The sequence below is a fragment of the Serratia sp. SA088 genome, assembly GCF_049065515.1.
Classification (GTDB): Bacteria; Pseudomonadota; Gammaproteobacteria; order Enterobacterales; family Enterobacteriaceae; genus Serratia; species Serratia nematodiphila.
Genome location: NZ_JBAKGW010000002.1, coordinates 238389 through 250308, shown reverse-complemented (window position 1 = coordinate 250308; position 11920 = coordinate 238389). Strand labels below are relative to the sequence as shown.

14 protein-coding genes are annotated in these 11920 nt (G+C 59.2%); 5 read left to right on the top strand and 9 right to left on the bottom strand.

The window, feature by feature from the left end; all coding sequences use genetic code 11:
• The first annotated feature begins 399 nt into the window (after positions 1 to 399).
• Both ACOWVD_RS06095 and ACOWVD_RS06090 read left to right on the top strand, forming a co-directional pair.
• The gene (locus tag ACOWVD_RS06095) at positions 400 to 1743 is read left to right on the top strand and encodes a 2-hydroxycarboxylate transporter family protein (RefSeq protein ID WP_015377657.1); all 1344 of its coding nucleotides are present in this window, start codon (positions 400 to 402) and stop codon (positions 1741 to 1743) included.
• A gap of 333 nt (positions 1744 to 2076) precedes the next feature.
• Positions 2077 to 3495, top strand: a complete 1419-nt coding sequence (locus tag ACOWVD_RS06090) for a serralysin family metalloprotease (RefSeq protein ID WP_049240010.1) — start codon at positions 2077 to 2079, stop codon at positions 3493 to 3495.
• Between the two features lie 147 nt (positions 3496 to 3642).
• Here ACOWVD_RS06090 and ACOWVD_RS06085 read toward each other — a convergent pair whose 3' ends face one another.
• Positions 3643 to 3852 carry a hypothetical protein gene (locus tag ACOWVD_RS06085; RefSeq protein ID WP_004931526.1) on the bottom strand — a complete coding sequence of 70 codons (210 nt, stop codon included), beginning with the start codon at positions 3850 to 3852 and terminating at the stop codon, positions 3643 to 3645.
• Between the two features lie 157 nt (positions 3853 to 4009).
• On the opposite strand from ACOWVD_RS06085, the gene ACOWVD_RS06080 reads away from it, so the two are divergent.
• Complete coding sequence (locus ACOWVD_RS06080) at positions 4010 to 4162, top strand: hypothetical protein (protein ID WP_004931524.1); 153 nt, start codon at positions 4010 to 4012, stop codon at positions 4160 to 4162.
• Between the two features lie 36 nt (positions 4163 to 4198).
• Here ACOWVD_RS06080 and yniD read toward each other — a convergent pair whose 3' ends face one another.
• On the bottom strand, positions 4199 to 4291 hold the full coding sequence (gene yniD, locus ACOWVD_RS06075) for a small membrane protein YniD (RefSeq protein ID WP_021505513.1): 93 nt from the start codon (positions 4289 to 4291) through the stop codon (positions 4199 to 4201).
• 339 nt (positions 4292 to 4630) lie between these two features.
• Between yniD and ACOWVD_RS06070 the strand changes: the two genes are divergently transcribed.
• Positions 4631 to 5023, top strand: coding sequence for an ASCH domain-containing protein (locus ACOWVD_RS06070; protein WP_044031382.1), 393 nt, complete (start codon positions 4631 to 4633; stop codon positions 5021 to 5023).
• A 4-nt stretch (positions 5024 to 5027) separates the two neighbouring features.
• Positions 5028 to 5627 (top strand): C39 family peptidase, encoded by a 600-nt coding sequence (locus tag ACOWVD_RS06065; protein WP_421105500.1) that lies wholly within the window; start codon positions 5028 to 5030, stop codon positions 5625 to 5627.
• A 55-nt stretch (positions 5628 to 5682) separates the two neighbouring features.
• On the opposite strand, the gene ACOWVD_RS06060 is transcribed toward ACOWVD_RS06065, so the two are convergent.
• From ACOWVD_RS06060 to ACOWVD_RS06030, 7 genes are all read right to left on the bottom strand, one after another.
• Positions 5683 to 5922 (bottom strand): DUF1480 family protein, encoded by a 240-nt coding sequence (locus ACOWVD_RS06060; protein WP_004931517.1) that lies wholly within the window; start codon positions 5920 to 5922, stop codon positions 5683 to 5685.
• 135 nt (positions 5923 to 6057) lie between these two features.
• Complete coding sequence (locus ACOWVD_RS06055) at positions 6058 to 6990, bottom strand: Csu type fimbrial protein (RefSeq protein ID WP_049240009.1); 933 nt, start codon at positions 6988 to 6990, stop codon at positions 6058 to 6060.
• A 19-nt stretch (positions 6991 to 7009) separates the two neighbouring features.
• The gene (locus tag ACOWVD_RS06050) at positions 7010 to 9430 is read right to left on the bottom strand and encodes a fimbria/pilus outer membrane usher protein (RefSeq protein ID WP_421105582.1); all 2421 of its coding nucleotides are present in this window, start codon (positions 9428 to 9430) and stop codon (positions 7010 to 7012) included.
• Positions 9431 to 9497: 67 nt separating this feature from the next.
• Positions 9498 to 10262, bottom strand: a complete 765-nt coding sequence (locus ACOWVD_RS06045; protein WP_421105499.1) for a molecular chaperone — start codon at positions 10260 to 10262, stop codon at positions 9498 to 9500.
• Between the two features lie 24 nt (positions 10263 to 10286).
• Entirely contained in the window at positions 10287 to 10841 is a 555-nt protein-coding gene (locus ACOWVD_RS06040) for a Csu type fimbrial protein (protein ID WP_049240008.1), read from the bottom strand.
• Positions 10841 to 11344, bottom strand: a complete 504-nt coding sequence (locus ACOWVD_RS06035) for a Csu type fimbrial protein (protein ID WP_033633239.1) — start codon at positions 11342 to 11344, stop codon at positions 10841 to 10843. The genes ACOWVD_RS06040 and ACOWVD_RS06035 overlap by 1 nt, the downstream gene beginning before the upstream one ends.
• A gap of 2 nt (positions 11345 to 11346) precedes the next feature.
• Positions 11347 to 11886, bottom strand: coding sequence for a Csu type fimbrial protein (locus ACOWVD_RS06030; RefSeq protein WP_015377665.1), 540 nt, complete (start codon positions 11884 to 11886; stop codon positions 11347 to 11349).
• Between the last annotated feature and the right edge of the window lie 34 nt (positions 11887 to 11920).

Sequence of the window (11920 nt, the reverse complement as noted above, 5' to 3'; positions counted from 1 at the left end):
TTCCCGTGCGGTGCCGCGCGCAGGATTGAGATTCGGATCAAGCTGACCGGATTCAGCTAATGCGTTTCCGGTTCTTTATTAATAAAACAGGGGGCTTTTTCGCCCTCCTATAGCATAGCAGCGAATTTAAGCCTGCTTACTTTAATTACAAAATGCTGACGATAATTAATTAAAACCAACCTTGGCGGAGGGTCACAATATTGAATTTCGCCGGCGTAATTTAGTTTTGCATTTTTATTTTTTATCATATTGTCAGGGCTGTCTACTGTTTTATTTCTTATTAGAAAAAGCGAAATCCACAATGGGATTTTTCGTAATCATTTGTTTTTGCTTGGCTATGGCAGAGTTTTTGCGCCAGGTGAATCTAACCGTACTGTACGCTTGTCAGCAGGGTGAATAATGAAACAGATAAATGCAGAACTGGCCTGTGATAAAAATACGGCATCGTCCGAATCCTCAGGGTTAATTAATCAACTTCGTCAAATGGATATCGGCGCGGTACCGATCGCCTTGTTTATCACGATTTGCGCGATCGTAGCGATTTCCGCCTACGCCAACTTCCTGCCGAAGAATATGATCGGCGGCCTGGCGGTGATAATGACGCTGGGCTTCGCGCTGGCGCAGTTGGGAAAAAGTATTCCCGTGCTGCGCGATATCGGCGGGCCGGCCATTCTGTGTTTGATGGTGCCGTCGGTGCTGGTCTATTTCAATGTCTTCCAGCCTAACGTCATGGGCACCGTCCATCTGCTGATGAAAGACGCCAACCTGCTCTATTTCGTCATCGCCAGTCTGGTGGTCGGCAGCATTCTCGGCATGAACCGGGTGATCCTGATCCAGGGGATGATTCGCATGTTCGTGCCGCTGGTGGTGGGCACGATCACGGCGGTGATCACCGGGCTGCTGGTGGGCAAGCTGTTCGGCTTTACCTTCTATCACACCTTCTTCTTTATCATCGTGCCGATCATCGGCGGCGGCATCGGCGAGGGGATTTTACCGCTGTCGCTGGCCTATTCGGCGATCCTGGGCTCGACGCCGGACGTCTATGTCGCGCAGCTGGCGCCGGCGGCGGTGCTGGGCAACATCTTCGCCATCGTGACCGCCGGGGTGCTGGCGCGCATCGGTATGCAGCGCAAGGCGCTGAGCGGCGACGGCATGCTGATCCGTTCGGCGCAGGAGAACGCGATGTTCGCCATCAAGGAGCAAGGCGGCAACGTCGATTTTCAACTGATGGGCGGCGGGCTGCTGGTGATCTGCGCCTTCTTTATCGTCGGCGGCCTGTTCGAACACATCGTGCATATTCCCGGCCCGGTGCTGATGATCCTGTTCGCGGTGCTGTGCAAGTACTGCCGGGTGATCCCGGCTTCGATGGAAACCGGCGCGCACAGTTTCTACAAGTTCGTCTCCACCGCGCTGGTGTGGCCGCTGATGATCGGTCTGGGCATGCTGTACGTGCCGCTGGAAAGCGTGGTGGCGGTGTTCTCGGTCGGTTATGTGGTGGTCTGCGGCTCGGTAGTGCTGTCGATGGGGCTGGTCAGTTTCCTGATTGCGCCTTACCTGAAGATGTTTCCGGTGGAAGCGGCGATTGTCACCTGTTGTCACAGTGGCCTGGGCGGCACCGGTGACGTGGCGATCCTGTCGGCGTCGAACCGCATGGGGCTGATGCCGTTCGCCCAAATCGCCACGCGCATCGGCGGCGCTTCCACGGTCATCGGCGCGACGCTGCTGCTTGGTTGGTTAGTCTGAGTCCAGAGTATCTTATGGATAACCGGGGTTGGATTGCCCTGGTTTTTTTATGCATTTTTTTTCGCTTATCGTGATAGTGCTGATTATTGCCTTGAAAATCATTCGTGTGGCGCAAATGCATAGCCGTACTTTATCTAAGAAAATTCTGTAATCGGTGAAAATGTGTCTATTCTTTTCTCTTAAGGGATTATCGTTCTCATTCAGAGTGCCGAGGGAAGGCGCCATCGCATTACCGATATCCCCGTATTGATTCAACACCGGGCCGCTGCCGTTCAGGCAATCCGCCAGTTGGGGCATCCCCCCGATTGAATTGACGAATATGGAGATAAGGTTATGTCATCAAGCAATGCTTCCGTTAAGGCCGAAGGCGTATTAGCCCTGCTGGGCGCTTATAAACCCGATGAAGACGACACCATTACCGTGCTTCATCCGTCGAAAACGTTCGAAAACGCCGGCCTGGAGCTGGTGCGCGGCGATCGCAGTTGGCACGACAAGGGCGTGACCGACACGCCGGTCTCTCTGACCTACAGCTTCTGGGAAAAGGCGCCGGGCAACATGTCGAGCATGGGCATCAGCGGCTTCAGCAGCTTTAACGCCGAACAGCGCGAGCAGGCTAAACTGTCGCTGCAGTCATGGTCAGACGTGGCTAACATCACCTTCACCGAAACCAGCAACACCGCCGCCGCCAACATCAAATTCGGCCTGTTCGACTACAGCTCGCGCGGCTCCTATGCCTTCGCGTATAACCCGGACACCTCGCCTTCGGTCGCCGGGCAGACCTGGTATAACGCCAAGAACCACACCTTCGTCAACAACCAGATCCATGAGAACGAGTACGGTCGCCAGACCTTCACCCATGAAATCGGCCATGCGTTGGGGCTGCAGCACCCGGGCGACTATAACGCCGCACCGGGCGTCAGCATCACCTACGCTAAAGACGCGACCTACTTTGAGGACAGCCGCGCGCACAGCCTGATGAGCTATTTCAGCGAAAGCAACACCGGGCAGGACTTTAAAGGCGCGTACTCTTCCGGGCCGTTGCTCAACGACATCACGGCGATCCAGCATTTCTACGGCGCCAACATGACCACCCGCACCGGCGATACGGTTTACGGTTTCAATTCCAACACCGATCGCGACTTCCTCACCGCCACCGGCGCGCAGGACAAAATAATCTTCACCGCCTGGGACGCCGGCGGCAACGACACCTTCGATTTCTCCGGCTTTGGCCAGAATCAGCGCATCAACCTGAATGAAAAGGCGTTCTCGGACGTCGGCGGCCTGAAAGGCAACGTGTCTATCGCTGCCGGCGTAACGATTGAAAACGCCATCGGCGGGGCGGGTAACGATGTGCTGGTGGGCAACGCCGCCGATAACGTGCTCAAGGGCGGCGCGGGCGATGACGTGCTGTACGGCGGTAAGGGGGCGGATCAGCTGTGGGGAGGCGCCGGCAAGGACACCTTCGTCTATTTCGCGGCGGAAGAGTCAACGGCGGCGGCGCCGGATTGGATCCGCGACTTCGTGCGTGGCGAGGACAAGATCGATCTGACGCTGTTCAACACCGGCAGCGCCGACGGCATCCGCTTCGTCGATCAGTTCAGCGGCAAGGCGGGCGAGGTGACGCTGAGCTACGATGCGCAAAATCACGTCAGTGACGTGGCGATCAACCTGGGCGGCGCCTTTGACGGCAGCGATTTCCTGGTGAAAGTGGTGGGACAGCCGCTGGATGCGGGTGATTTCGTGCTGGCCTGATGGAGGCAACAAAAATAGGGCACTTTGGGCAAAAACCCGACAATTCCTATTAATTACGTCATATTAGCGTGACATAGTAGCGCGCAGAAGGCCGGGCTTGCATACCTCGGGCTTCTGTCGGATCGCCAACCTTCTTCGGTTGGCGATTCATTTTCCGCCTTTCAGCATGTTGATGGCGGCGCCGAGCAGGATGCGCCGTTCGATATCGTTGCTGTCCGCCAGCTGCCGCGCCAGATGTTTTTCCAGCGTTTCCACCGACAGCGCTTCGCCGCGATGACGCAGCTGCATCACGCCGTCGCCGATCAGGCGTGCGACCTCATCCCATACGGGTTTAATCTCCTGTTCCGAGAACGTCATGGCTTACCTCGGTTGGTTGATTTTTGCCCAATGTAGCAGCTGAGCTGCGGCTTCGCTAGCCGCCGCCTAAAACAGGAAGCATAAAAAACAAGCCATCAGTATTTCTTCTGGTTTTTACGCTCAATACTTGCGGTGTCGAAAAGCAGGAGAAAACATCATGAACTGGGTCGAAACCTTGGCGGAGTACTACCGCCTAAGCCGCACGGGTGAAACGCAGCATTGGCTGTGTCGCCGCTGGTTGCTTCAGGGGGAGGCGCGTTTGGCCTATTTGCGGGAGTTGCTGGAGCCGACCGCGCCACGGCGGCGGTGAACAGGGCGCCGGCGTTGCCGGCGTCATTTCGCGGGATCAACCGAAGGCGATCGCCGCCCAACGCAACAGCAGCAGCGCCAGGCAGATCAGCAGCAGCACCACCACCATTTTACCGAGCTTGTTGCCCATGCGTTTTGTTGCCACGCTGCCCTCCCTTTTAGCTGAAATACCACCCGCCGGCGAGGAGGATGAGGAAAAGCGTCACTAACGCGACGCCGTTGAGTAAGTCGCTGAACGTATCGTCAGCATCGATGTCATTTTGCCGCATGTTACCGCCTGGCGGACGCCATTGGGTGAATAATGTTCACAGTATGCGCCCCGCAGCGCGACAGGCACAGCGAAGAACGGTAAAAACGCGTAAAGGTGGCGGTGGCGGAACGCGCAGTCGCGCCTGCGACGGATGCAGACGGCCGGCAATACGTTGTACTATCCTGTCTGCATTGAGGCATTTTTCCAAAAGGTATAATCATGGCGACGGCAATTCCACAGAAATACGAACACCTTGAGCGTTGGGCATTCGGCGATACCGAGCAGCAGGCCGATGAAGTGGTGCAATTGATCCTCAATGGCACCAAAACGGCCACCTGTTCCAACCTGGACGGCGAGGGGATCCCGCAGGCCGGCGATCTGTTCCTGGTGGTGGACGGCAAGGGGGAGCCGGTCTGCGCGGTCGAGCTGACCGCGGTGGAAATGAAAACTTACGATCAGGTCGATGAAGCGCACGCCTTTGCCGAAGGCGAGGGCGATCGCTCGCTGGCGCATTGGCGCAAAGAGCTGCAGCGCTTCTTCGAAGCGTACGATCTGTTCTCGCCGGACATGACGCTGGTGCTGATGAATTTCAAAGTCGTCGACAAATTCTAATCTTATGCGCGCCGTTCCGTACGAGTGCCAGTGGGCGAGCCCGGAGTTGGCCGCCGATCTGATAGCCGGCCGCGCGACGCTGGCGCAAGACGAAAATTGGGCGCGCAGCGGCGCCCGCGATCGGGCAGAGTACATCGAGTGGGCCAACCACGTGTGCGGCATGGCCTGCCTGAAAATGGTGCTGGGCCATCGCGACGGCGAAACGCCGCCGCTGTTGGAACTGGCGCGCCGCAGCCTGCCCTACGGCGCCTATGTGCGCGAGGATGAACGGATAAAGGGCCTGATTTACGCGCCGTTCGTCGAGTATGTGCGCGAGCAGTTCGCACTGCAAGCGGAGGTGAAGGTGGGGCTGGAAGCTGCCGACGTGCCGGCGCTGCTTAGCGAATGCCGCTACTTTATCGCTTCGGTGCATCCCGCCATTCGCCGGCCGGAGAGCACGCCGCCGCACAGGGGCGGGCATCTGGTGCTGATCACCGCCGCCGATGCGCAAAGCGTGACCTTCCACAACCCTTCGGGCGACAGCCCGGCGACGCGCGAGCGGGTATGCCTGCCGCTCAGCCGCTTCGCCCCTTTCTTTGCCGGCCGCGGCATCGCCATCGCATAAAAAAACGCGCTGTTTCCGATGAAAACAGCGCGTTGTCAGCCGTTTTGATGCACTATCATGCCAGCCGCATCACCCAGGCGTCCGCCTGCCGATCGTAGTGTTGCTTGTACAGCAGCGACTGTTTGCCGTCGAGGATCGCCGGGATGCTGGTGTGTTCATCCCAGCCGTCCAGCTGCATGCACAGATCCGGATCGGACTTGCAGGGAATGCTCAGGGTGCCGGCACGGTCGGCGCCGGCGTGAAGATGCGCGTCATCGACCTCGAAGCTGCCAATTTTTACGACGGTTTTGCTCATGGGAACTCCTTGCTCAATGGTGTGGTAGGAGGTTAGACCAGTTTGGTCATCGGTAAGAGCATAGCCAAATGAGCAAAAAATGCCACATAAAAATTACATTTTGGAAACAATTTCCACGCCGGCAAAACACAACGCCTAGTACTCCACCACAAAACTGAGCGTGTCTTGATAGCTGCCAACCGCCACTTCCGTCTGCGCCGCATTGACCGCCGCCTTATACGGGATGCTTTGCGCCAGCCCGGTGCCGGCGCCGCTCTGTTTGTTGGTGCTATCCCAAACGGTCGTCGTATTAGGCAAGTAAATCTGGTACTGCATGAAATTGCTGGTGCCGCTTTTCATGCGCCGCCAACCGGTGACCGGGTTATTGCCGTTGGTGAAATAGGTGTTGTATCCCTCGGTTTTGGTGCAGGTCAGGGTGATGCTCTGATTGACAGGATTGAACTGCCCAACCAACGCCATGCTGCCGAAATTGACGTTGGGCGCGGTGCCGATCAGGCAATCTTTGGTGATGGTGACGCTGACGCTGACCGTGCTGGGTTTATCGACGCCGTCCCACCAAACGCACAGGCCGAGCACGCCCAGACCGCAAATATGGTAATTCCAGATCAGGTTGATGCTGTCGGTATAGGTTCCTGCGCGCACGTTGGCGCCGGCGGTGGTTTTGATATACAGCGGAAAGTTGACGTTGGAGGAAATCAGGATCAGCGACAGCAGGTTGAGCGAGCTGTAGTCGATGGTTTGGCCGATGCTGTAAGGATATTGGTAGTTGGCGTCGGGGTAGATCAGGTAAGCGATTTTATCGCCTGAACCGTCGGTGTTGGCAACCGCCATATTGTTGGTGGTGGAGGCGATTTTGACCGTGACGGTGTTTTGCGACAGCAAACTGAGCCCGAGCCCGGTGCAGTTGAGGCCGGCAGTGCCCTGGGCGCTAATCTGCCCGTTGTAGACCACGAAAGAGCTGCTCCCCGGTAAGGTGACGGTGCCGTTGGTGGTGGCGCAGTCGGCGAATGCGCGCTGACAGAGCAGCAGCGAGAGGGTTAGCAATAAGGCTTTCAATCCCCGAAACATAGTGACTCTCCGTCGTTAATTAGCGGCAGACAACCGGGCCGACGCGCTGGATGCCCTCAGGCTTCGCCAGACTGAATTCCGCCTGACACGGCGGGCCGCCGTCGGCCGGGATCACGCTCAGGCGATTGTGTTGTTGCACCGGGTCGATATAGGTCATGCCATCCCAACCGACATAGCTTTGCTGATTGCCGCCAACCACCGCCACCTGGCTGCCGTTGGCCAGCGGTTTGCCTTGCTCGTCAACCAGTTCGACGTCGGCGGCGGAGATGGGGTGGATGGGGAACTCAACCAGAAAACCGCTGTGATCGCGAATGGCGACGGTTTTTTCCACCGTCGGCAGCGCAACGTCGGCGGGCAGGCTAAGCGGATCAATCTGGAATTTCGCATGGTAGTAAGAGGTGACGGTCGGCACCAGTAAATAGCCCTGGGCATCGGTCTTGCCGATCGGCTGGTTCTCATAGCTCACCGGAATGTCGGCGTATCCTTGCGTGGACACCAGCGCAAAGGCATCGTTGATGGTGTTGGTGGCGTATACGCCGCCGTTCATCGCCACCAGCGAACCGCTGATTTCGCCCCAGTGGTTGGTTTCATCGCGGGTGCCGTATACGCCCGCTCGGGCTTCGAGTCTGCGGGTTCGCCAGGTCAGATCCGCCTGGCGGTAATCGCCGCCGCTCGGGTTATTGGCGTAGGCCAGATTCCAGCCGAAACCGCCATCGGTCGGCGCGGCGCGGCTGTAGCTGACGCGTTCGCTCCAGCGGTTGTTGTTGTCGCGCGCGGCGCTGAGGCTGGCCGTGCCCCAGCTGTCAAACGGAATGGAGAGCTGCAGTTGGGCGCTGTAACCGCTGCTGCCGATTTCCCGGTTGAGGGAGGCGTACAGGCTGCTGTTGCGCCAAAGCGACACACTGTAGGACAGGTTCACCAGGCGGGTCCGTTGAGCGATGGCGTCGCGAACGTCAAAATAACCGGCGCCGAGGCTGCCTAGGCGGCCCAGGCTGACGCTGCCGGTCAACTGATCGGTGCGACGGCTCAGACGGTAGTCGCTTTTATACACGGAAATGTCGCCAAAATCGGCGCTGCGCAGGATGCGTTGCGCGTTGAGGCTGAAACGTGGGTTGCTGTAGGTGTAGCCAAAGCTGCTTTGATCGCCGTGGTTGCCGGTGTAGCGATAGACGGGCTGAGGATCTGGCTGCTGCGACGGCCTGCCGGTCAGCGGGTCATAATAGGCGGGGGATGGTATCGGCCGGCCGCCGTTAAACGCGTCGTCGCCGGCCTGGCTGACGCTGTAGGACGCGTTGAGAACCCCCCATTGTCCGACGCGAATGTCGGCGCCGCCGCCGCCGACCGCCAACTCGGCTGCGCCTTCGGCGCGCCCTTCCAGGGTTAACCAATCAGTGACGCCGTAACGTAAACTGGCGCTGCCTACCCATTGCCCGTAATCGGCAGAATTCAACCCGTAGTTGCGTCGCAGCAAGCCGGTGGAAATGCTGAAATCGCTCATGCCGGTCTGCAGCAGGTTGCTGGCCACGTAGAACGGTACCGTGGTGCTGACCTGGCGGCCGAGGGCGTCGGTGGTGACGACGGTGGCCTGACCCGCGCCGTTAATGTAGGGCACGCTGTTGAGGGTAAACGGGCCGGGATTAATGTTGGTGGTGCTGTTTTTATAGCTGTTGATGTATAAATCGACGCTGCTGGGCAATGCCGCCTGGCCGGAAAACTGCGGCAACGGGTAGGTGATAAGATCCGGGCGCACCGCGAAATTGCGCGCCAATTGCAAGCCGCCGATGCGCACGGCGCTGCTCCAGGGGAGCGAGCCGGTGGTAAGGTCACCGGCGATCACACTCAGCATCCGTTGATCATCGTTGAAACGCCAGTAGCTGTCGTACCGAATATAGCGGCCGCCATCGTCGTTTGGCCCGCCGTTAAACCCGCTGCGGTAGATGCCGGTGTTGGCGATGACGCCGAACCCGTCGAACAGGCGCTGTTCGCTCCACGCTGACAGGTAGCCCGGCCGGCCATTGCCGTTGCTTTGGCTGGCGTAGATGTCGTAGTTGAACAGCAAACCGAGGCTGCTTTGCGCCGGCAAGCGCTGCAACGGTGAACGGGCGCCGATGGTTTGCTGTGGCAACCAGTCGTTGGGCACGTTGATCAGCAACTGCTGGCTCTCGCCGCTGTAGCTGACATCCACCTTCTCCAGCCGATCGACGGCGATTTCTTTCGCCTGTTTATCCGCTACCGGCAGCCCGGCGTCGAGCAGTTGTTGGGGTGTCATGTAGTAATGGCCGCCGCGGTAGTTGACCGGCACGACGTTGCCGGTTTGGCGCCCGTTGACGACCGGCTCCAGATACAGCGTGGTGTCCGGCATGCTGACGGCGCTGGGCGGCGGCGGCAGATCGTCGCCGAGCGCAAACGGCAGCCAGCCGCCGGCCGCCATGCTCAGCATGGCAAACGCCAGCGGCTTAAGGCTGAAGCGCCGCGTCGATAGCCTCCCTGTCGGCTGCACCTGGGCCTCAATAAGACGGAATGGCTACGGGCTGTTTGTTGTCATTGACCGTGGCCATCAGCTTGCCGCTGCTGAAAGCGCCTGCGGGCGGCAAGGCGAAACGCATCTGTGAACCGGGCAGCACGTATCCCATCAGGCCGGGATTCAGGCTGCGGCCTTGCAGCGTCACTTTCGAGATACGGGCATGCACTGCGCCTTGGTTTCGCACCTCCAGCCAGCGTTCGCTGCTTTGCTGCTGTAGACGATAGCTGAGCTGGGGTTGGCTGGCGGTCGCGTAATCGCGCGGTTTTTCGCTGTCCTGTTTGGTCCAAATGCCTTTGCCGCTGACGAACAGCGGCACCGAGTAGCGCATCTGGAATTTCAGCCCCATCTCCGCGCCGCCGGGAGCGGCGCTCGACGCGGGTTCTTTCACCGGCACTTCATCGACCAAAATGCGGTAGGCGCGCTCCTGTCCCGCCGCCGGGGGCGACTGTTTGATCAGGCGTATCAGTTGGCGTTTGCCTGGCGCGATCGACGCTACCGGCGGGCTGGCGATCACGTCGCTTTGGTTGCTGTAATCGTCTTTGCCGGCGGTTTGCTGCCAACCCAGCACGCGAATTTGCATATAGACCGGTTTGCTGTCGCGATTTTCCAGCCACAGCGCGGTGGCCTGCTGTTGATCTTCAATCACCGGATCGATCGGCCAAATGAGAATGGAAGCCGCGGCCAGGGCGTGCTGTTGGCTTGCCAGGAGCAAGGCTGCCGTTAACGGCAGTCGGAAGGGTATGCGCATAACTCAATCCTTATTGCAAAAAACTTAATAAGTGACCGTCAACAAGACCGTATCGCTGTAAACGCCACTGGTGGGCAGGGTACTGGTCGAAAACAGACGGGCGTAAACTTTGATTTCTTGCGTGCTGCCAGTGGCGGCGACGGTCTGCGCCGCGCCGCCGTTGGCGCCATCTCCCCAAAGGGTGGCGTAGTTGCTGTCTTGATAAAGTTGATACAGCAGCGTTTCCGACGTGACGGCATTTTGTAATTTTCTGCCGCCGGCGATGGATCCGGTCACGTGATTGCCGACGCCGAGGGCCAGCGTAACGCTCAGCCCCGGGTTGCAGCGAAACAGCACCGAACCGGCACCGCTGCTGGAGACGATGCTGACTGCGTTGCTCAGCGAGGACAACTGGCCGAAGTTCAGGGTGCCGAAGGTGGTCACGTCACTGACGCCGCTGCCCAATACGCAGCCTTTTACCACGGTTGCATTGACGGTGAACGGCTGGCTTTTGGTCAAATCGTTGACGCCGGTATCGCTTTGGGCCGGGAAAAGCGGCAGGCAGAACAGCAAACCGCAAATGGAAGCGCGCATCGTCATTACCAATTGATCGTGACCTGTACCGTATCGGTGTAGCTGCCTGTCGGGGGTGTGGACTGCGCCGGGATCATGCCATAGACCGGCAGCCAGTTGTCCGTACCGTTGGCGGTTTGTGACACGCCCGTCAGATTATCCCAAATGGTGCTGTGGGCGGCGTTGGTGTACAGGTTGTAATTCACCCGTTGGCCTGCCGCGCTTTGCAGGTAGCGGGCAGCGGTATTGCCGCTTTGCCCGCCGCCAAGCAGAACGCTGTAGCTGGTGCCGTTGGTGCATTTCACCCGAATGGCGCCGGCGTTTTGCTGCCCGGCGACGCTGGTTGCGGTGCTGAGAAAATACAGCGTGCCGAAATTCAGCGTGCCGAAGCTGACGTTGCCACCTGAGCTGCTGCCGGCCTCACAGGCGCTGAGCAAGGTCGCGCTGACGCCGAGGGTCGCGGTTTTACTGTCGGCCTGCGCCAACAGGCTGCACGCCCATAATCCGCAGCAGCAAAGCGCGCGCCGCACCGTTACCAGGTGACCGTCATCGTGACGGTGTCGTTATAGGTGTCCGCCGCCGGGGTAGATCCGGCCGCCGGTACGCGGCCATAGACGATCAGCGGAACGGCGGCGCCGGTGCCGGTGCCGGTCCGCGCGTTGGCGCCGCTGCCCCAGGCGGTGGTGCGTGCGGCATCCTGGTACAGGTTATAACTGATGAATGCGCCTGCCGTGCTGGCCATGCGGCGTTGGGTGCCTGAAGTGACGTGGAGCCCGTTGTCCAGCGCCACCGTGTAGTCTGTGCCGGTGGTGCAGGTCAATGACAGCGTACCGGCCCCCCCTGCGCCGGTGGCGCTGGCGTCGATGATGTTGGCCAGTGAAGAGTAAGTGCCGAAGCTGATGGAGCCGAAGTCGTTGACGGAACCGCTGCTGTTGCCGCCTCCCACGACGCAACCGGCGCCGATGGTCAGCGTTACGCCTAACGTGCCTTGAATGGTGCCTGCTGCGTTAGCCGCGCCGTTGGCGCACAGCAGGGTTGCTACCGAGGTCAATGCCATCAGAGTTTTTTTCATCTTATATTCCTTGCCGTATGAGAGAAAGCCCGCA